This window comes from Absicoccus porci (assembly GCF_003725415.1).
GTDB classification, from domain to species: Bacteria; Bacillota_I; Bacilli_A; order Erysipelotrichales; family Erysipelotrichaceae; genus Absicoccus; species Absicoccus porci.
In genome coordinates, this window is sequence record NZ_RJQC01000001.1 from 261,732 (window position 1) to 282,487 (window position 20,756).

Annotated in this window: 18 protein-coding genes; 17 read left to right on the forward strand and 1 reads right to left on the reverse strand. The window is 39.4% G+C overall.

The window, feature by feature from the left end; all coding sequences use genetic code 11:
• Positions 1-40 precede the first annotated feature (40 nt).
• From ispF to EDX97_RS01435, 14 genes are all read left to right on the forward strand, one after another.
• Positions 41-520, forward strand: a complete 480-nt coding sequence (gene ispF / locus EDX97_RS01370; RefSeq protein ID WP_128519410.1) for a 2-C-methyl-D-erythritol 2,4-cyclodiphosphate synthase — start codon at positions 41-43, stop codon at positions 518-520.
• Positions 511-963, forward strand: a complete 453-nt coding sequence (gene dtd, locus EDX97_RS01375; RefSeq protein ID WP_128519411.1) for a D-aminoacyl-tRNA deacylase — start codon at positions 511-513, stop codon at positions 961-963. The genes ispF and dtd overlap by 10 nt, the downstream gene beginning before the upstream one ends.
• Entirely contained in the window at positions 960-1,814 is an 855-nt protein-coding gene (gene folD / locus EDX97_RS01380; protein ID WP_128519412.1) for a bifunctional methylenetetrahydrofolate dehydrogenase/methenyltetrahydrofolate cyclohydrolase FolD, read from the forward strand. The genes dtd and folD overlap by 4 nt, the downstream gene beginning before the upstream one ends.
• A gap of 5 nt (positions 1,815-1,819) precedes the next feature.
• Positions 1,820-2,020, forward strand: coding sequence for a DUF951 domain-containing protein (locus tag EDX97_RS01385; RefSeq protein ID WP_128519413.1), 201 nt, complete (start codon positions 1,820-1,822; stop codon positions 2,018-2,020).
• A 2-nt stretch (positions 2,021-2,022) separates the two neighbouring features.
• Positions 2,023-3,126 carry a redox-regulated ATPase YchF gene (ychF, locus tag EDX97_RS01390; RefSeq protein ID WP_128519414.1) on the forward strand — a complete coding sequence of 368 codons (1,104 nt, stop codon included), beginning with the start codon at positions 2,023-2,025 and terminating at the stop codon, positions 3,124-3,126.
• Between the two features lie 8 nt (positions 3,127-3,134).
• Positions 3,135-3,755, forward strand: coding sequence for a site-2 protease family protein (locus EDX97_RS01395; protein WP_245977975.1), 621 nt, complete (start codon positions 3,135-3,137; stop codon positions 3,753-3,755).
• 90 nt (positions 3,756-3,845) lie between these two features.
• A complete protein-coding gene (locus tag EDX97_RS01400) occupies positions 3,846-5,018 on the forward strand; it encodes an ABC transporter substrate-binding protein (protein WP_128519415.1) in 1,173 nt (390 codons plus the stop codon).
• A 52-nt stretch (positions 5,019-5,070) separates the two neighbouring features.
• A complete protein-coding gene (locus EDX97_RS01405) occupies positions 5,071-5,970 on the forward strand; it encodes a branched-chain amino acid ABC transporter permease (RefSeq protein ID WP_128519416.1) in 900 nt (299 codons plus the stop codon).
• 3 nt (positions 5,971-5,973) lie between these two features.
• Positions 5,974-6,921 (forward strand): branched-chain amino acid ABC transporter permease, encoded by a 948-nt coding sequence (locus EDX97_RS01410; protein ID WP_128519417.1) that lies wholly within the window; start codon positions 5,974-5,976, stop codon positions 6,919-6,921.
• On the forward strand, positions 6,921-7,703 hold the full coding sequence (locus tag EDX97_RS01415) for an ABC transporter ATP-binding protein (RefSeq protein WP_128519418.1): 783 nt from the start codon (positions 6,921-6,923) through the stop codon (positions 7,701-7,703). Before EDX97_RS01410 ends, EDX97_RS01415 begins: the two co-directional genes overlap by 1 nt.
• A gap of 7 nt (positions 7,704-7,710) precedes the next feature.
• Complete coding sequence (locus EDX97_RS01420; protein ID WP_128520007.1) at positions 7,711-8,415, forward strand: ABC transporter ATP-binding protein; 705 nt, start codon at positions 7,711-7,713, stop codon at positions 8,413-8,415.
• Position 8,416: 1 nt separating this feature from the next.
• Positions 8,417-9,061 (forward strand): CBS and ACT domain-containing protein, encoded by a 645-nt coding sequence (locus EDX97_RS01425; RefSeq protein WP_128519419.1) that lies wholly within the window; start codon positions 8,417-8,419, stop codon positions 9,059-9,061.
• A 198-nt stretch (positions 9,062-9,259) separates the two neighbouring features.
• Entirely contained in the window at positions 9,260-9,478 is a 219-nt protein-coding gene (locus EDX97_RS01430) for a hypothetical protein (RefSeq protein WP_128519420.1), read from the forward strand.
• A gap of 35 nt (positions 9,479-9,513) precedes the next feature.
• Entirely contained in the window at positions 9,514-10,908 is a 1,395-nt protein-coding gene (locus EDX97_RS01435; RefSeq protein ID WP_183164219.1) for an IS4 family transposase, read from the forward strand.
• 269 nt (positions 10,909-11,177) lie between these two features.
• Here EDX97_RS01435 and EDX97_RS01440 read toward each other — a convergent pair whose 3' ends face one another.
• On the reverse strand, positions 11,178-11,888 hold the full coding sequence (locus tag EDX97_RS01440; RefSeq protein WP_128519422.1) for a hypothetical protein: 711 nt from the start codon (positions 11,886-11,888) through the stop codon (positions 11,178-11,180).
• Between the two features lie 55 nt (positions 11,889-11,943).
• On the opposite strand from EDX97_RS01440, the gene EDX97_RS01445 reads away from it, so the two are divergent.
• The 3 genes from EDX97_RS01445 to rpoC all read left to right on the forward strand — a co-directional run bounded on the left by EDX97_RS01445 (position 11,944) and on the right by rpoC (position 20,745).
• Positions 11,944-12,423, forward strand: coding sequence for a hypothetical protein (locus EDX97_RS01445; RefSeq protein WP_128519423.1), 480 nt, complete (start codon positions 11,944-11,946; stop codon positions 12,421-12,423).
• 115 nt (positions 12,424-12,538) lie between these two features.
• Entirely contained in the window at positions 12,539-16,915 is a 4,377-nt protein-coding gene (gene rpoB / locus EDX97_RS01450; RefSeq protein WP_128519424.1) for a DNA-directed RNA polymerase subunit beta, read from the forward strand.
• The gene (gene rpoC / locus EDX97_RS01455; protein WP_128519425.1) at positions 16,912-20,745 is read left to right on the forward strand and encodes a DNA-directed RNA polymerase subunit beta'; all 3,834 of its coding nucleotides are present in this window, start codon (positions 16,912-16,914) and stop codon (positions 20,743-20,745) included. Before rpoB ends, rpoC begins: the two co-directional genes overlap by 4 nt.
• Positions 20,746-20,756: the final 11 nt, after the last annotated feature.

Below are 20,756 nucleotides of genomic sequence, written 5' to 3' on the forward strand. Positions count from 1 at the left end.
AAGGTGAACGCAAATATAAGAAATGGAGAGGAAAAATTTTATGCGAATTGGTCAAGCCATTGATATTCATCAACTGGTTAGTGGAAGACCATTGATTTTAGGTGGTGTTTCCATTCCCCATGATCAAGGATTATTGGGACATTCGGATGCTGATGTTTTGGTTCATGCGATTGGTGAAAGCATCTTAGGCGCATTGGCTCTGGGCGATCTGGGAAAGCATTTTCCGGATACAGATCCAAAATATAAAGATATCGATAGTATGAAGATCCTAGCTAAGATCTATGAAATGATGAAAGAAAGGAAGTATCATGTAGGCAATGTGGATGCAACCATTTTAGCTGAAAAGCCAAAAATGGCCCCATATATTCAGCAGATGCGACAAAATTTGGCGGACTGTTTACATTGTTCTGTTGATCAAATTTCAATTAAAGCCACACGCGGCGAAAAAATGGGATTTGTGGGAAAGGAAGAAGGCATGGTTGCGATGAGCATATGTCTTTTGGAGGAAGAATGCGCGTAGTTGTTCAAAGAGTATCGCATGCTTCCTGTACCATTGATGGACAAGTCACAGGAAGTATTCAACAAGGATTTCTTATCTTGGTTGGTTTTGCACCCGATGATACCCAAACGATCGTTGATAAAATAATCCATAAAATCATCAATCTACGTGTATTTGAAGATGAAAATGGTAAAATGAACTTGTCGATGCAAACGATTGGGGGAGCCATCTTATCGATTTCTCAATTTACTTTGTATGCCAATTGTAAAAAAGGCAACCGACCTAGTTTCGTGAAAGCCGCCAAACCCGATTTAGCGATTCCACTTTATGATTATTTCAATCAAGCCATGCAAGCACAAGGAATTCATGTCGAAACAGGCGTGTTTGGTGCCAATATGAAAATTGATTTATGCAACGATGGGCCAGTGACCATTGTGTTAGACAGTGAGGAGATATGTAAATGAAAACAATTTGGGGAAATGAATTAGCCAATGAAGTAAAAGATACGATTCGATCCGAAGTGGATCAAATCAAAGCTGAAGGAAAACGGTTACCCGTTTTAGCTGTTGTTTTAGTTGGTGATAATCCAGCGAGTCAATCATATGTTCGATCGAAAGCCAATGCCTGTATCAATGTCGGCATGGAAAATCGAACCATCACATTGGATGGAAATATTTCGCAAGAAGAACTACTGGATACGGTCAAAAAATTAAATGCCGATGAAAAGGTGGATGGTATCCTCGTTCAATTGCCACTTCCAAAACATTTGGATGCGGATTCTGTCATTATGGCCATTGATCCGTCAAAAGATGTGGATGGACTTCATCCCGTCAATGCCGGAAATCTATTGACCGGTCGACCTGGATTTGTACCATGTACCCCAAAAGGTATTATGTATATGTTGAAGTCAGTTGGCCTAGAAAATTTAGCTGGAAAACGAGCTGTGGTTTGTGGTCGTTCCAATTTGGTGGGAAAACCGGTTGCGTTATTGCTGCAAAATCAAAACGCGACCGTAACCATCGTTCATTCCAAAACACCGGATATTGAATCAATCTGTTCACAAGCCGATATTCTTGTGGTTGCGATGGGACGTCCAAAAATGGTGACGTCTTCTTGGGTCAAAGAAGGAGCTGTCGTGATTGATGTAGGAATCAACCGAATGGAAAATGGTAAACTATGTGGTGATGTGGATTTTGATGATGTGAAAGATAAAGTAGCAGCCATTTCACCTGTACCAAAAGGAGTCGGACCTATGACCGTATGCATGTTGCTTTCTAATACGTTGGAAGCGTATCGAAATCATGAAAGAGGATAAGAATCGTGGAAGAAAAAAATTATGATCTAGGTGATATCATCGAAATGAAGAAGGAGCATCCATGTCATAAATCCAAACAATGGAAGATCATACGTATGGGTGCAGATATTCGAGTCAAATGCCTAGGCTGTGGCGCCAGTGTTTTAATGCCACGTTCAAAGTTTGAAAAGCGTTTAAAACGCGTTGTATCGAAAGGAAATCAATAATTATGTCATTAACTGCAGGAATTGTCGGCCTACCAAACGTAGGTAAGTCTACTTTATTTAATGCGATCACCAATTCGCAAGTGGAAGCGGCCAATTATCCATTCGCAACCATTGAACCCAATGTGGGCGTGGTCGAAGTACCCGACCATCGAATTGACCGTTTAGTGGAATTGTTTCATCCCAAAAAAACGATTTATACAACTTTTGAATTTACCGATATTGCTGGTTTAGTCAAAGGAGCCAGCAAAGGCGAAGGATTGGGAAATCAATTCTTATCGAACATCCGTTTGACCGATGCGATTTGTCATGTCGTACGTTGTTTCGATGATGCCAATATCACCCATGTGGAAAATTCCATCGATCCCGTACGTGATGTGGAAATCATCAACTTAGAATTGGTCATGGCCGATCTTCAAACCGTAGAAAATCGTATTTCGAAAGTGGAACGAAAAGCAATCACGACCAAGACCAAAAATGCGTTAGAAGAAATGGATCTTCTCAATAAATTAAAAGCGGTCTTAGAACAAGGACAACCCGCTCGTAGTGTCGAAGTGGATGATGAACAAGCCGCTTTCTTAAAAACATACAATCTTTTAAGTACTAAACCAGTCATCTATGTAGCCAATATGGATGAAGAAGGTATTGTCGATCCCGAAGCCAATCCATATTATCAAGCCTTAAAAGCCTATGCCGAAAAGGATAATGCCCAAATCGTACCTTTGTGTGCAAAGATTGAAGAAGATTTATCCAGTTTATCTGCGGAAGAAAAAGATGAATTCTTAAATGATTTAGGCTTACCACATAGTGGCTTGGATGCTTTGATCCAAAAAGCCTATGCGGTATTGAATCTACAAACTTTCTTAACAGCAGGAGCGGATGAATGTCGAGCTTGGACGTTTAAAAAAGGAATGAAAGCACCTGAATGTGCTGGTATCATTCATACGGATTTTCAACGTGGTTTTATTCGTGCTGAAGTATACTCCTTTGATGATATTGATGAATTGGAAACTGAAGCTGCCATTCGTGAAGCAGGTCGATTACGTTTGGAAGGGAAAGACTATGTGATGCAAGATGGCGATGTAGTCCATTTCCGCTTTAATGTGTAGGTGATCCTTTGTCAATTGAATCCATACTTATTCGTGTTATCGCGGTTATTCTAGCAATGGGCATTCATGAAAGTGCCCATGGTTTAGTTTCTTATTGGTTTGGTGATCCAACCGCCAAAGAAGAAGGACGATTGACACTCAATCCTTTCGCTCATATTGATTGGGCAGGATTGTTGTGTCTTTTGTTTTTTCGATTTGGTTGGGCCAAACCGGTACCGGTTGATCCGCGATATTATAAAGATCCAAAAACCGGTATGATATGGACGGCCTTTGCCGGTCCGATTGCCAATTTTCTTTTGGCTTTTGTCGCCATCTTTATTTACTACGGCTGTGTAAAAGCAGGTGTTGAAAGTAGTTTTATCCTATCATTACTTGGTTCCATTGCGATATTATCCATTGGCTTTGGTATCTTTAATTTATTGCCGATTCCACCATTGGACGGATCCAAGATCTTATTTGCGTTTTTACCATTGGATAAATATTTACGTTTTACTCAGGGATCCAATGTCATGATGATCGTTTTTATCCTTTTGATTGCTTCGGGGATCTTAGATGGACCATTGATGACAATGGTTAGCAATACCATTGATATTTTTTCTTCTGTTGCCATTTCGATTTGGAAATTGTAAAGGAATGAAAAAAATTTTCTAGTAGTTGAAACCAAATGAAAATAATTGTATCATTTTAATAACTATTGAGAAAGAGAAGGAGGCTCAGCTATGAAAGGCAAATTTATTAAGCTTTTAGCGAGTGCTGCCATGGCAACGAGTATGTTGGCTGGTTGTTCCAGTGGCGGTGGTGCGCAAGCACAAACGTATAAGAAAGGTGACACGGTAAAACTTGGATTAAACTTCGAGTTGACAGGTAATGTTGCCAGTTATGGAAAGGCAGAATATAACGGCGCTAAGCTAGCTATCAAGCAATATAACGCCAAAAAAGGCCACAAGTATAAAATCAAATATGAAACACAGGATGATAAGGGTGATGCAGCCGAAAGTACAAAAGCGGCTCAAAAACTTATCACGGAAGATGGTGTAGCTGCTTTGATTGGTCCAGCAACTTCGAGTGCTTCGATTGCTACATATCAAACAGCAACCGACAACAAAGTTCCAGTTATTTCACCATCGGCAACGCAACAAGGTGCCATGATGAATGATGGTAAAGTATATGATTATGCATTCCGTGTATGTTTCGAAGATTCCTATCAAGCCAGTGCAATGGCGAAATTTGCGAGTGAAAACTTAGGAAAGAAACGTGCGGTTGTTATCAATGAAGTCAGTGATTATGGTAAAGGATTAGCGGATACATTCACAAAGAAATTCAAGAAATATGGTGGTGAAGTTGTCGCAACAGAATCCTATAATGCAGGTGATACAGACTTTGCTTCGATCATCACAAAAGTACAGAAACAAGACTTTGATGTAATGTATTTAGCTGGTTACTATACAGAATGTGGTTTGATCATTAAACAAGCTAAAGAAGCAGGTGTCAATGCGACAATCTTAGGTGCTGATGGCTTTGAATCGGAAGTTTTGGCTAAACAAGCCGGTGCGCAAAACTTAAATGATGTTTATTATACAACGGCTTATACAACAGTAAATGCTTCGGATAAATTAAAAGAATTCATCAATGCGTATCACGATGAATATGGAACCGATCCGAACATGTTCTCTGCATTAGCTTACGATTCAACGAACTTAGTATTGCAAGCATTGGATAAATCTGGTGCTGGTGGTGAAAAGCTCCAAAAAGCAATTAAGAATATCAAATTCTCAGGTGTAACTGGTACATTCACGTTTGATAAGAAACACTCACCAGTGAAAGCCGTAATGGTCGTTAACCAAGTAAATGGTAAACAAACAGAAGCTGTTCCAATTACACCAGATAAGTAAGAAATGCAAAGGGGGAGATCAAAGCTCCCCTTTTTAAAAGGGAGGAGAAATTATGAACCAGTTTATTCAACAATTGATCAATGGGTTATCGCTGGGAAGTATCTATGCACTGATCGCATTGGGATATACCATGGTATATGGCATCATCAAGTTGATCAACTTTGCACATGGTGATATCTATATGCTTGGTGCTTATTGTGCATTTTACGTAACCGCAATACTTGGATATACTTCGGGTCCAAGTATTTGGGTCTTTTTTATCGCTTTAGTCATCACAATGATATTCTGTGGGGTATTGGGTGTGATCGTTGAGCGCATTGCCTATCGTCCTTTGCGACATGCGACGCGTATTGCAGCATTGATCACTGCTATTGGTGTATCGTATTTTATTGAATACACGACCCAGTATCTTGTCGGTGCAGAACCGATCAAGTTCCCTCAATTATTGCCAAATACGGCGATTCATGTGGGTAGTCTTCGCATTACTTCAGAACAAATCTTTATCTTTATCATTACGATTTGTTTGATGATTTTGCTTCAATTTATCATTTCAAAAACCAGAATGGGACGTGCTATGCGAGCTGTCAGTGTCGATGAAGATGCAGCTAAGTTGATGGGTATCAATGTAGATGCAACCATTTCTTTCACATTCTTATTGGGATCGGCATTGGCTGGTGTTGCCGGAATCTTAGTTGGTGTTTACTACAATACGATGAATCCATTGATGGGATTTACACCAGGTCTGAAAGCTTTCATTGCGGCTGTATTCGGTGGTATTGGTAGCGTACCGGGTGCTTTGATTGGTGGTTTCTTTGTTGGTATTGCTGAAACCATGGTTGTTGCGTATGGCTCTAGCTTATGGAAAGATGCCATTGTTTATGTCATTTTGATTTTGATCTTGATCATTAAACCAGAAGGTTTATTAGGAAAGAACGAAAGAGAGAAGGTGTAGACGATGCGACATTTATTGACCAAAGTGAATTTTGCATGGACCATTTTAATGGTCGCTGTATATTTTTTCTTTTTGATCCTAATGAATACCGGCATCATCAACTTGTATTATCAAGTAACTGTATATGATATTTGTATTAATATCATGTTAGCTGTTTCTTTGAACTTGATCATTGGTATTTGTGGCCAATTCTCCTTGGGACATGCTGGCTTTATGTGTGTGGGTGCTTATAGTGCCGGTATCATCACAAAAATGATTCCAACCACTGGTGGATTGATCATCGGTATCTTGGTTGGTTTTGTTCTTTCGGCCATTTTGGCAATTATCGTTTCGGTGCCAACCCTTCGTTTGCGTGGTGACTATTTAGCCATCGCTACGTTAGGATTTGCTGAAATCGTGCGTATCATGGCTCAAAATATGAAGATTACCAATGGTGCTGCTGGTTTAAGTGGTATTCCTAAATTGACGACTTGGCCATTATTATATCTTGGTGTTGTGATTACATTGTTGGTTGTTTGTAACTTTACGCGAAGTGCGCCTGGTCGTGCTTGTTTATCCATTCGTGAAGATGAAATTGCTTCCGAAGCTATGGGTATCAATACAACCAAATATAAAGTTTTGGCCTTTGTGATCGGTGCCTTATTGGCGAGTTTGGCAGGTGCTTTATTCGCATGTAACTACTACATCATCAAACCGACACAATTTAACTTTAATAAATCCATCGATATCTTAGTTATGGTTGTTTTTGGTGGTATGGGATCCATGACATCCAGTGTGATTGCGGCCATTGCGATTGGCCTTTTGAACATGGTCTTACAGAACTTTGCAGAATTGCGTATGATCATTTATGGAGTAGCTTTGATCGCCATCATGATCTTCCGTCCACAAGGTATCTTAGGAAATCGCGAATTTTCATTTAAGAAATTATTAGAACGAAAGGGGAATGACTAATGGCAGAGACGATCCTTTCGGTCAAGAATCTGACCAAAAATTTTGGTGGGCTATGTGCTGTATCCAATGTCAATATGGAAATCAAAGAAGGCGAATTGATTGGTCTAATCGGTCCCAATGGGGCTGGAAAGACAACCTTATTCAATCTATTGACAGGTGTTTATGAACCAAGTTCGGGATTGATCGAGTTTGTGAAAGACAATCAAGAAATCCAAATCGGCGGCATGAAACCATATAAGATTACTAGCCTTGGTGTTGCACGTACTTTCCAGAATATTCGTTTGTTTAAGACCATGACCGTATTAGAAAATGTCAAGGTTGCTATGCATAAGAATATTCACTATGGAACGATTGCGGCCATTCTTCGTTTACCTATTTATTACACAGAAGAGAAATGGGTTGAAGAAAAGGCTTGTGATTTATTAAAAGAAGTCGGTTTATATGGCAAACGAAATGAAATGGCTACCAATTTGCCATATGGAGAACAACGTCGTTTGGAAATTGCACGTGCTTTGGCTATCCAACCTCGTATTTTATATTTGGATGAACCGGCTGCCGGTATGAATCCACAAGAAACGACCGATTTGACAGAGTTGATCTATCATATTCGTGATAAGTATAAATTGACAATCATTTTGATTGAACACGATATGTCCCTGGTCATGAAAATTTGTGAACGTATTTACGTTTTGAACTATGGAAAATTGATAGCGTCCGGTACGCCGGAAGAAATCCAAAAGGATCCATTTGTTATCAAAGCCTATTTAGGGGAGGAAATGTAGTATGGCAATGCTTGAAGTAAAAGATCTACATGTCCATTATGGTGTCATTGAGGCTCTAAAAGGAGTCAGCCTGCAAGTAGAACAAGGAAAGATCGTTTCTTTGATTGGGGCGAATGGTGCTGGTAAGACAACGATGTTGCACGCTATCAGTGGTATCGTTAAAAAGAGTGGTGGATCGATTGCGTTTTTAGGCAATGACATCACAAAAGCCAAAGCGAAGAATATTGTTGAACAAGGCTTGATCCAAGTTCCAGAAGGACGTCGTATTTTTACGGGTCTGACTGTATATGAAAATTTAATGATGGGTGCTTTTTTACGAAAAGATAAAGAAGGCATTCAAAAAGATCTTCAACGTTGTTATGAATTGTTTCCAATATTAAGCGAACGTACCAATCAGGATGCAGCCACCCTTTCTGGTGGAGAGCAACAAATGTTAGCGATGGCTCGTGCTTTAATGGCACAACCAAAATTGTTGTTGCTGGATGAACCAAGTATGGGTCTAGCACCTATTTTGGTTAAAGAGATATTTTCCATCATTGAAGAAATCAATAAAAATGGTACGACAATTCTTTTGATCGAACAAAATGCAAAGATGGCATTGTCGATTGCCGATAAAGCCTATGTATTAGAGACAGGAAATATTGTTCTAGAAGGCAGTGGTAAAGAATTGTTGAATAGTGCCAATGTCCAGAAAGCATATTTAGGAGGATAAGATGTTTAGAGTAAAAGATTTCATGACAAGTGATGTCATTTGTACCGAAAGTGATGCCACGATTTCAGAAATTATTGATTTAATGCATACCAAACATATCCATCGTGTACCGGTTGTGAAAAATGATGAATTGGTTGGCTTGATCACCGAAGGAATGATTTCGAATTCCGGTACGCAAACAACGAGTTTGAGTATTTATGAATTGAATTATTTGTTGTCGAAAACGACGGTGCATTCGGTCATGGTCAAAGATGTTATTTATGCGTATGAAGATGATTTGATGGAAGATGCGACCGATAAAATGTTGAAACATGATATTGGTTGTCTGCCTGTTGTCAATCCAGAACATAAAGTTGTCGGTATCTTAACACAAAATGATGTCTTCAAATGTTTCTTGAATGTGCTTGGTTGGGGACAAAAAGGATCGCGTATTACTGTTTGTGTCAAAGATGAAATTGGTGCCATTGGTGCACTTTCCAAAATTTTTGTGTCCCAAAATGTGAATATTCTCAATTTAGGTGTGTATTCTCATACCGATGGAGTAGCCAAGATCGTCATTCGATGTGATGCATCGGATCCATCAAAGCTTTGTCAAGCATTGGAAGATGCTGGCTATGAAGTATTGGAACAAGCATCCAATCAATAAAAATAACGCCGTTTGAAACGGCCAATGGTGTCAACCTAAGAATGATTAGTTTGACACCATTTTTTATTTCCTTCTAGTTTTTAAACAATTAAAAGAAATGTCTAAAATATATATTTATAGTTAAGTATATAGACTATAAATATTTATATATAAGCCTTTATAATTTATAATATAGTTAAGTATAAAGGAGGGCTTTCTATGTTTGTACGTGTTATTCCAAACAATAAGGGTAAGAAAATGACCTATTTCTGTGACCTTGTCGAATCTTTCCGTGATGAAAATGGTGTCTCTAAACATCGTGTTGTAGTTAAGCTCGGTCAATTTGATGCAAAACATCTTCCTTATCTTCGTGCGGCTTTTGCCAAGGACCCTGAAGCAACTTTTTTAAAAGAGAAGGTGAAATACACAAAACAATAAAGAATCTATTGCTTCTTTNTACATCTATTGCTTCTTTGTTCTCCTGGTTTGGTCGTTTTATCAAATCCGAACAAGTACGTGAGGCAGCTCGTAAATCTCCCCATGATTTTATTCGCAGATACAAGTTTCCGTGGTATGACGTTCTTCTCTTCCTCATCTTTCGTAACCGGGATTGTATTGGTTCAGAATTAAGTCATTATTATTCCTGTATCGGGTTGCCGGCTCGCCGAATCAGCCGTCAAGCTGCTTTCAAAGCTATTCGTAAAGTAGATCCATCTGTCTTTAAACTTCTGATCCATAAATTGGCGGAACGTTTTTATCAATCGAAATTGGTGAAGACTTATAAAGGGTATCTTCTGTTGGCAGAAGATGGGACAACGTTGAATCTCTATAAAACGGATGAATCTCTTCAACGGTATGGATTCGTCAAGAATCAAAATGCACGCAATGCATTCCAAGCAGCAAAATCGACATCCCGTTCAGCTGCTCTTTATGATGTGACGAATGGATTGATCGTCGATTTCCAGATGAAAAGATTTAAAGATTCGGAGATACCTATTGCCATCGAACAATTGAAATATTTATCTCTGATGAATGGATATCCAGGCATTTATCTGGCAGACCGGTATTATGACAGTGTCGAATTATTTTCTATTTTAGAAAGTCATGGCCTGAAATATTGTATACGGGCCAAATCCAATTTCTTTAAGCATTATATCGAGAAGATGAAATCAAATGATGAATGGATCAAAGTAAAGGTTGATAAGGTCTGGCAGAAACGATTGAAATATGAGCAGCCAAGAGAACGGTTTTCGAAAGATCCCTATATAAAGATTCGCGTGGTGAGGTATCACTATATCGTGAACAAAAACAATCAGACGACCACTGTCGATCTAATGTATTTTACCAACCTAAGTAAAGACGAGTTTTCTTCAAGTGACATCGTTTATCTTTACAACAGGCGTTGGGATATTGAGAATAGTTACAAGATTTTGAAAAGCAATCAGGAATGGGAACGCTATTTCAGCAAGGAATGTGACAGCGAGAGATCTTCAATCTACGCAAAAGTACTGTTTCATAATTTAAGTGGTATCGTACAAAAAGAGATGGATAAAGAATTGTATGAAAATCATCCAAAAAAAACCAAATATGGTTATAAGATCAACCGAAAACAGCTCAATAATTTGCTTCGGGACGAAAAAATATTGAGATGGATGCGCAATGAGAACCAGAAAAAGATACAAAAAATCATGGAACTGATAAGTAAGATCATTAATAAGATCAAAGTACCTGTCCGTCCCGGCAGGCACTATAAGAGGTGGGGCAGGGTCATCTCTCAGAGCAAGCCGATGCGTTTTCGATTGGATGGACGAGAATGGCCAAATACCATATCATGGAACGGCAGACTGATGACGATCAAGCCCCGTTAAGAATATGATATCTTATATGTGAAAAATTTCCAATCAGGTATGAGTTTTCATATACGCTTTTTTTCGCTGATCAGCAAGAATCGTGTGGTTAAGTCAGTCACAGAAAAAGATGCCAACCTAATCATTCTTAGGTTGACACCATTGGCCGNTTTCATATACGCTTTTTTTCGCTGATCAGCAAGAATCGTGTGGTTAAGTCAGTCACAGAAAAAGATGCCAACCTAATCATTCTTAGGTTGACACCATTGGCCGTTTGAAACGGCGCTTTTTTAATAGGATTCTAGATTGTCTGGATAGGTAACTTCTTTGACTTGGTTGTAGTCTTTGATTTGTACATTTAAAGTGAATTCAAAGGTATTGGTTTTTTTGGAAGAAACCGACATGGTTCCTTTTGCATAGAGTTTCAAGTGGGTGATATGTTTCTTTGATATCGTAGCTTCCACATTGGCTTCGGATACACTGACGGAGCCTAGATCATCCACCAATTGTGACAATTTATCGGGGTCGATCGTAAATGTATAGGTGTTGCCATTACGAGAACTAGCCGTAAAGAAGTTTTCTAATTCTTCATCGGAATAGCTTAAGAATGGATCAATCGATGATAATCGCTTGCCATCTTCGATACCAATTTTGGAGGCAACACTTTGTGAGGTCGTGCCTCGATTTTTCAAATAGGTTTTACCATCTTTGATATAAAATTCGATGAAATCATTGGCTGTGTTTTCATTGGATTCTAGACCAAGCTTTAATGCCAATTGAATCTTGTCTTCTTGGATCAAAGAGGCATTTACTTTGATTTTTGAAGTATTCTTATTGTTTTTCATATCAAGCGATCCGGTCACATTGGCTGATTTTGCATCCAATGTATAATGGAATGCATCGAAGAAACGGAGAATATCATCGTTATTCTTGGATGAAGAACATCCTACCAAACTCAAAGAAAGTACACAGACAATAAAATATGTGAATAATTTTTTCATTGTATTTCTCCTGTGGATAGTAGTATTGTATAGTCTAAAAAGGAGTGTGTCAAAAATGGTTATCGTTTATTTGGGGACGGGTGATCCAAAATTAATAGATAGTATTAAAAAAGTGGGAATGGAATTTCATGTGGTTGGTGATCAAGAATTATCGAAGACCATGGCAGAATTAATACAACATCCAACGACATCCAAAGGGAATCAACCACCATTTCTATATCTATATAAAGAAGATGCTTCCTTACTTGCGAAAGCTTTCCAGCAGGAACATATATTTATCGATCGGGTTGCTGAAAATACCGAAGAAAATATCCAATGGTCTTTGCGTGATTTGATGGATGAAGTGGATCTTGCTTATGAAATCGATACGTTACGAACAGAATTATATATAATGGTACAAAATATTGATACGAAACGGTTTCAAACAGATGATGATTATCAGCATCTCATGCGTCATGCGATTGCTTTGGTAGAAGATCCACATGCGAGTCTGGAACAATTGGATGATATGGTTCGTGCTTGTCAAAAAGCATGAACTTTTTTTAATTCCAGTTGTATTTTATTTGCGTTTCGGGTAATATAATAAATTGCATAAGATTCCTTAGGGGTACTATGCCCTTTTGGATATTGTCAATGAAAGGAAGGCATGCATGGAGACTAGCAAAGCGTATCGTGTTGTGGCATGTGGTAAAAAAGCCCAACGCCGCGATTATTCCAAAGTAAGTGGTAAGTTAGAATTACCAAACCTTGTCGAAATCCAGACAGACTCTTTTGAATGGTTCACAAAAGAGGGAATCAAAGAAGTTTTCGAAGAAATTTATCCCATCGAAAACTATGGTAAAAATATTAAATTGAATTTTTTGCGTTATCATTTTGATAAACCAAAATATGACAAAGAGGAGTCCATGTATAGGGAGTGCAACTATGCAGCACCTTTGTATGCCGACATGGAATTGGAAATTACGGATTCCACTACCGGTGAAATTGTAACGAAGACCGAAGAAGTATATTTAGGAGATTTCCCATTGATGACGGAAACGGGTACATTCATCATCAATGGTGCTGAACGTGTTATCGTATCACAGATTGTTCGTTCTCCTGGCGCTTATTTTTCTCAAAGTGAAGATGAAAAAAGCGGAAAACAAAATTATGCCTGTGAATTGATTCCAAGCCGTGGTACTTGGTTGGAATTTATGACGGAACAAAAGAAATCAACGAATGGCCGTTTGATCAATGTATCGATTGACCGTCGTCGTAAGATCTTATTTTCCATTTTATTCAAGGCCATTGGTATGTCTTTTAACTTAGGCGATATCGATGATCCAAATGATACAACGGATTTAGAAACGTTCTTAACGGCAATGGGTCGTAAATTCCCATCGAAACCAAAAGAATCTTTACTTGCGAAACGTGATGAATATGAAAGCGAAAAGAATGCGATTGCGAAAGAACATGATGCATTAGCGAAACGTATTCGTGATGGCAAAGCTAAGGATGTGAATGCGGAAACGAAGTTGGCTTCGTTAGAATCAACATTGGAACAAGCTGAAGAAAAGCTTGCGAAAGTTGAAGCAGAATTAGCAGATTATTTAGCTGTGGATACGGAAAAACGCGATTATATGAGCTTGTATATTTTGTTGTATACAGCTTTCTTTGGAAAATATGAAGAAGTAGAAAATACGTTGCTTCATGATTACACCAAAGATAGTCGTTCGGTCGATAATACAGCTACGACACAAGGTGCATTATTGAGCTTCTATGGTAACCAAAGAAGCGATGAAGTAGCTGTTGTATCTGCTTCGGTTTCTTTGATGCGCGCTAAATTCTTTGATCATCGTCGTTATGATTTGACCAAAGCAGGTCGTTATAAATTACGTAAAAAGTTAAATGCGATTGGTCGTATCGAAGGTAATCGTTTGGCTCATGACATTATTGATGTGAATGGAAATGTCTTTATGGAAAAAGGCAAGATGATCCATCGTGATGAACGCAATGCTTTACGTGAAGAATTGGCGAAAGGTACATATTGTAAAGCTTTCCCATTCCGTACGGAATTCCATGAAGCAGATATTGTCTCTATCCCAACGAACTATAATACGGGATTGGTTGGACGTATCTTAGCCGATGATGTCACGGCAGGTGATATCTTCTTTGAACAAGGTACAGTATTGACCCAAGCAGATGTGGATGCTTTAAAAGGTGCCATTGAAGAAGTGCCTATTTATGCTGGCTTGATTGCGCAACCTGTTCAATTAACCACAGAAAATTGTGAAGCTGTATTGAACTATGGACAATATCTATATCATTTGGGCCGTTTGACCAATGCGAAATCTTTGGATGTTGTAGATGACGATATGGAATTAGTCATTGATCGTTATGACATCAATGGTCGTGATATTTCTACGGGTAAAGAAGATGCAGCTCGTTTAGAGGCCGACACCAAAGCGATGATTGCTTCTCGTGTAGCCAATGAAGAATTGACACTTTGGATCGTTGGTGCTTGTGTACAAGAAGTCTATGTCTTAGATGAAGATGATCATGAAATCAAGATCATTGGTAATGATCCATTTGCGAATATGCACACAATTACTATTCCAGATATGTATGCGTTCTTTGGCTATAACTTAAATGTCATGGATGGTATTGGATCGACCGATGATATCGATATGTTAGGTAACCGTCGTATTCGTTCGGTTGGTGAATTGATCCAGAACCAATTCCGTATTGGTTTAAGCCGTATGGAACGAGTTGTTCATGATCGTATGTCCATTCAAGAATTGGATACATTGACACCTCGTAAATTAACGAATATCCGACCTTTGACAGCTGCTATCAAAGAGTTCTTCTCTTCAAGTCAGTTATCACAATTCATGGACCAACAAAATCCATTGGCTGAATTAACGAATAAACGTCGTATTTCGGCATTAGGTCCAGGTGGATTGACACGTGATCGTGCCGGATTCGAAGTACGTGATGTGCATTCCTCTCACTATGGTCGTATTTGTCCAATCGAGACGCCAGAAGGACCAAACATTGGTTTGATCAACAACTTAACAACCTATGCGAAGATTAATGAATATGGTTTTATTCAAACACCATATCGTAAAGTCAATAAAGATGGAACGGTATCCGAAGATGCGATTTATCTAAGTGCCGATGAAGAAGCGGATTATATCATTGCCCAAGCCAACGAAGTTCGTGATGGTCGTTTAATCAATGAAAAAGTCGTTGCTCGTAAAGCCGGTGATACGATCATTGCCGATCGCGCTGATGTAGAATTAGCCGATGTCAGCCCGAAACAAATTGTTTCCGTTGCGACAGCCTGTGTACCATTCTTGGAAAACGATGATGCTTCGCGTGCCTTGATGGGTGCCAACATGCAACGTCAAGCCGTACCACTATTGAATCCACATAGTCCATATGTTGGAACTGGTATGGAATATAAGATTGCCAAAGACTCTGGTGTTGGTATCGTAGCGAAAGAAGACGGTGTTGTAAAATATGTGGATAGTTTACGAATTGTCGTAACGAATAAAGATGGTTTGGATCATACGTATCAATTGCGTAAGTTTGCTCGTAGTAATGCTTCCACATGCATCAACCAACATCCAATTGTAGAAGCTGGAGAAGAAGTCGAAAAAGGCGATATCTTAGCCGATGGTCCAAGTATGCAGAATGGTGAATTGGCTTTGGGTCAAAATGTTGTCATTGCCTATTCCACTTGGTATGGATATAACTACGAGGATGCCATCATCATGAGTGAACGTATGGTTCGTGATGATGTGTATACTTCAGTACACATTGAAGAATATGATATCGATTGCCGTGATACAAAATTAGGTCCCGAAGAAATTACGCGTGATATCCCGAATGTGGGTGAAAAAGCGGTTGCGAAATTGGATGAAAACGGCATCATCATGATTGGTGCCGAAGTTAAAGAAGGCGATATCTTAGTTGGTAAGGTTACGCCAAAAGGACAAAGTGAAGTATCGCCAGAAGAAAAATTGTTGTTGGCAATCTTTGGTGAAAAATCACGTGAAGTTCGTGATAATTCCTTGAAAGTACCTCATGGAGGAGCTGGTATCGTTCATTCCATCCGTGTATTCAAACGTGGGGATGGATCGGAATTACCTCCTGGAGTAAATACACGAGTGAAAGTATATATTGTTCAAAAGCGTAAGATTTCTGAGGGTGACAAAATGTCAGGACGCCATGGAAACAAAGGTGTCATCTCTCGTATCTTGCCAATCGAAGATATGCCATTTACTGGAGATGGACAACCAATCGATGTCATCTTGAATCCATTTGGTGTGCCTTCCCGTATGAATATCGGACAGATCTTAGAGATTCATTTGGGTTATGCAGCTCGTAAGTTGGGCGGTATCAAATTCTCGACACCAGTATTCGATGGTGTATCCAATGAAGAGTTATTGGATGTTATGAAAGAAGCATCCATGACCAAAGATGGTAAACAAGTCTTGTACGATGGCTTGACCGGTGAACCATTCGATGAACGAATCAGTGTGGGTGTCATGTACATGATCAAGTTAGCCCACATGGTTGATGATAAGTTACATGCTCGTGCAACAGGGCCATATTCTTTAGTAACGCAACAGCCTTTGGGTGGTAAAGCCCAAAATGGTGGACAACGTTTTGGTGAAATGGAAGTTTGGGCTTTGGAAGCTTATGGTGCAGCACATACACTACAAGAAATCTTGACGATCAAATCCGATGATATTCAAGGTCGAATCAAGACGTATGAAGCCATCATCAAAGGAAAAGATATTCCAGAACCAGGTGTTCCTGAATCATTCCGTGTATTGATGCATGAAATGCAAGGTTTGGCTATTGATATTCGTTGTTTAGATGAAAATGGGGAAGAAGTCGATATCACAACCGAAGATGATGACGATGATGTCCCAGCACCTAAGAAAGTAGAACCAGTTGTTGAAGAAGAAAAAGATGAACTTGTCAATGACATGGAAGAGACAGATTCAAAAGAAGAAGATCAGGAGGCAGATGAATGAGTATAAACCAGTTTTCATCCATTCAGGTTCGTTTAGCGAGTCCTGAAAAGATCCTAGAATGGTCACATGGTGAAGTGACAAAGCCTGAAACAATCAACTATCGTAGTCAAAAAGCAGAGCGCGATGGTTTATTCTGTGAACGCATTTTCGGTCCAACCAAGGACTGGGAATGTGCTTGTGGTAAATATAAGAAAGTTCGTTTTAAAGGGGTTGTCTGTGATCGTTGTGGTGTTGAAATCACAAAATCAAGTGTTCGTCGTGAACGTATGGGACATATCCATTTGGCTGCGCCGGTTGCTCATATTTGGTACTTGCGTGGTATTCCAAGCCGTATGGCCTTGTTGTTGGATGTAACACCAAAACAATTGGAAGAAGTTGTTTATTTTGTTAGTTACATTGTAACCGATCCAAAAGATACAGAATTGACTTACAAACAAGTATTATCTGAACGTGAATATCGTGAATTTGTAGCTATTTATGGTTCCGATAAATTCGAAGCGAAGACAGGTGCCGAAGCCGTTTTGAAATTGTTACAGAATGTTGATTTGGAAAAAGAATTCCAAGATATTCAAGAACAATTGGAAAAAGCCTCGGGTGAAAAGCGTAAGAAATTAATCAAACGTTTGGATACTGTGGATGCTTTCCGTCATAGTGACAATAAGCCAGAATGGATGATTCTGACAAACATTCCGGTTATTCCACCTGATCTTAGACCCATGTTGCAGTTGGATGGTGGTCGTTTCGCAACCAGTGATTTAAACGATTTATATCGTCGTGTTATCACACGTAATAATCGTTTACATAAATTATTGGAATTGGGTACACCAAACATCATCGTTCAAAACGAAAAACGTATGCTGCAAGAAGCCGTAGATGCTTTGATCGATAATGGTCGTCGTTCCAAACCAATTACCGGTGCGGGTGGTCGTCCTTTGAAATCTTTATCGCATTCATTGAAAGGTAAACAAGGTCGTTTCCGTCAAAACTTGTTAGGAAAACGTGTCGATTTCTCTGGTCGTTCCGTTATTGCGGTCGGACCGGATCTAAAAATGTATCAATGTGGTATTCCACGTGAAATGGCGGTCAATTTGTTTAAGCCATTCATCATTAATGAGATCGTCAATGAGGGATTGGCTGCCAATCCTAAAAATGCAGAAAAATTAATTGAAAGACAAGATACGCGCATTTGGGATGTGGTTGAAAAAGTCATTGATGGCTATCCTGTATTGATGAATCGTGCGCCTACATTGCACCGTTTGGGTATTCAAGCCTTCCTGCCAAAACTAGTTGAAGGACGTGCTATGCGTCTACATCCATTAGTATGTACAGCATTCAATGCTGACTTTGATGGTGACCAGATGGCCATCCACGTTCCATTGAGTGAAGAAGCACGTGCCGAAGCTTTGGTCATGATGTTGGGTTCTCATAATATTTTGGGTCCAAAAGATGGTAAACCAATCGTTACGCCAGGTCAGGATATGGTCATGGGTAACTATTATTTAACCATGGAAGAAACCAAAGATGAATTATTGAAAGAAAGCCAACGTTATTTGGATGCCGATTGTCCAAAAGAAGCTGCCTTATGGAAAACGTTTGCGGAAGCCGAAGGACATGTATACAGTAATGTCGATGAAGTCATGATGGCTTATAAATCGCATTTAGTTCATTTGCATTCACGTATTGCTTTACCAGTTCGTGGTGTTGGTAAATCTAGTTTCGATCCGGTACATGCCGATGATTATCTAGTAACAACACCAGGCAAGATCATTTTTAATAGTATGTTCCCGGATGACTTCCCATTCATTGAGGAAGTTTCAAAAGCTAACTTTGAAAAGACGCCAGAACGTTATTTTGTGAAACCAGGCACGGATATTCATGCCTATATCGCAAATTTACCAATTCGTGATGAAAATGGTAAAGATTTCTCCGTCAAGAAAAAAGACTTAGGAAAAGTAATTGCCGAAGTATTCCGTCGTTATACGGTGGATCAAACAGCAGAAGTATTGGATCAAATCAAGGCTTTGGGATTCAAATATTCAACAGTTGCTGGTATCACAGTTGCGTTAAGTGATATTGAAGTCGCTCCTAATAAGGAAGAAAAAGTGGCCGAAGGTCGTCAAAAGGCCGAACAATTGAAACATCTACAACGTAAAGGTATGTTGACGATGCAAGAGTGGGAATCGCATTTAAGTGGTTTATGGGATACCATCAAAGATGAAATTGCCGATAGCTTGGTTGCGAACATGGATCGTAAGAATCCAATCTTCATGATGGCGGATTCTGGTGCTCGTGGTAACCGTTCGAACTTTACACAGTTAGCCGGTATGCGTGGTTTGATGGCTCGTCCAGGTCATGCGAAATCAACCCATGGTGAATTTGTTCCTAGCATTATCGAGGTCCCTATTTATTCTTGCTTCCGTGAAGGATTGAATGTAAGTGAGTTCTTTACTTCGACCCATGGTGTACGTAAAGGTTTGACCGATACAGCCTTGAAGACAGCCGAATCTGGTTACTTGACTCGTCGTTTGGTCGATGTTGCCCAAGGTGTCATCATCCAAGAAGACGATTGTGGTACGGATAAAGGATCTTGGGTAGAAGATTTAGTCGATCGTAAGACCAATACCGTTATTGAAACGTTCCAAGATCGTATTGCGGGTCGTTATTCAAAACAAGATGTTTTTGATCCAAATACCGGTGAATTGATCATTGCGAGTGATGAGTATATTTCCGATGAAATGGCAAAGAAGATTGTCGATGCCGGAGTTACAGGTATGTATATTCGTTCCGTATTTACTTGTAAATCAAGAACGGGTGTATGTCGCAAGTGCTATGGTAAAAATATGGCTACCGGTAAAGATGTTGAAGTCGGTGAGGCCGTTGGTGTCATGGCTGCCCAATCCATTGGTGAACCAGGTACACAGTTGACCATGCGTACATTCCATACCGGTGGTGTAGCCGGTGCGGGTACAGGTGATATTACTCAAGGTTTGCCTCGTGTCGAAGAGTTGTTCGAAGCACGTAAACCAAAAGGTGTCGCTGTTATTGCGCAGATTTCTGGTGAAATTACTTCGATTGAAAATATTGAAGGTACGAAACGTCAAGAAGTCATCATCACTTCTGAAAAAGAAAGTGTATCGCACAAGATCAACGCTAACCAAGAACTTCGTGAATGGGTTCGTGTTGGAAACCATATTGAAGCTGGTGAAGCTTTGACCGAAGGTCCATTGGATCCTAAAGAATTGTTACGTGTTGCCGGTGTTCGAGAAGTGCAAGATTATATCTTAAAAGAAGTCAAGAAGGTATATCAATCACAAGGTATCGAGATTTCGGATAAGCACTTGGAAGTTATGATCATGCAGATGATGCGTAATGTTATTGTGACGGATAAAGGTGATACGGATTTAAATATTGGTGTTCAAAAATCGTTGAATGAAATTACGCGTATCAACCGTAAATATTTGTTGGAAGGAAAACAACCAGCAAAATTCAAACCAATTTTGTTGGGTATTTCGAAATCGTCCGTAGAGACGGATTCGTTCTTGTCAGCGGCTTCGTTCCAAGAAACGACCAAAGTATTAACGGATGCAACGATCAAAGGAAAGACGGATCATTTACGTGGTATGAAAGAAAATGTCATGATTGGTAAGCTGATTCCAGCCGGAACCGGTTGTCATGGACATCGTCCACAAAATGATTTGGTAGCTGCTAAAGCGAAAGAATTACGTGATCAACGTTTAGAGCGTATGCATCAAAAAGAAGCAGATACACAATTTGATAAGTTGGTGGCGGAAAATACACCAGTTGAAGAATCATCATCTGTTGATGAATAAGAAGGAGCTTT

Excerpts from the sequence above, each read along its gene's own strand:
- EDX97_RS01415 (WP_128519418.1), top strand. The coding sequence starts at position 6,921 with ATGGCAGAGACGATCCTTTCGGTCAAGAATCTGACCAAAAATTTTGGT.
- EDX97_RS01440 (WP_128519422.1), bottom strand. The coding sequence starts at position 11,888 with ATGAAAAAATTATTCACATATTTTATTGTCTGTGTACTTTCTTTGAGT.
- rpoB (WP_128519424.1), top strand. The coding sequence starts at position 12,539 with ATGGAGACTAGCAAAGCGTATCGTGTTGTGGCATGTGGTAAAAAAGCC.
- EDX97_RS01410 (WP_128519417.1), top strand. The coding sequence starts at position 5,974 with ATGCGACATTTATTGACCAAAGTGAATTTTGCATGGACCATTTTAATG.
- EDX97_RS01400 (WP_128519415.1), top strand. The coding sequence starts at position 3,846 with ATGAAAGGCAAATTTATTAAGCTTTTAGCGAGTGCTGCCATGGCAACG.
- EDX97_RS01420 (WP_128520007.1), top strand. The coding sequence starts at position 7,711 with ATGCTTGAAGTAAAAGATCTACATGTCCATTATGGTGTCATTGAGGCT.
- EDX97_RS01445 (WP_128519423.1), top strand. The coding sequence starts at position 11,944 with ATGGTTATCGTTTATTTGGGGACGGGTGATCCAAAATTAATAGATAGT.
- ispF (WP_128519410.1), top strand. The coding sequence starts at position 41 with ATGCGAATTGGTCAAGCCATTGATATTCATCAACTGGTTAGTGGAAGA.
- EDX97_RS01405 (WP_128519416.1), top strand. The coding sequence starts at position 5,071 with ATGAACCAGTTTATTCAACAATTGATCAATGGGTTATCGCTGGGAAGT.
- EDX97_RS01430 (WP_128519420.1), top strand. The coding sequence starts at position 9,260 with ATGTTTGTACGTGTTATTCCAAACAATAAGGGTAAGAAAATGACCTAT.
- rpoC (WP_128519425.1), top strand. The coding sequence starts at position 16,912 with ATGAGTATAAACCAGTTTTCATCCATTCAGGTTCGTTTAGCGAGTCCT.
- ychF (WP_128519414.1), top strand. The coding sequence starts at position 2,023 with ATGTCATTAACTGCAGGAATTGTCGGCCTACCAAACGTAGGTAAGTCT.
- folD (WP_128519412.1), top strand. The coding sequence starts at position 960 with ATGAAAACAATTTGGGGAAATGAATTAGCCAATGAAGTAAAAGATACG.
- EDX97_RS01425 (WP_128519419.1), top strand. The coding sequence starts at position 8,417 with ATGTTTAGAGTAAAAGATTTCATGACAAGTGATGTCATTTGTACCGAA.
- dtd (WP_128519411.1), top strand. The coding sequence starts at position 511 with ATGCGCGTAGTTGTTCAAAGAGTATCGCATGCTTCCTGTACCATTGAT.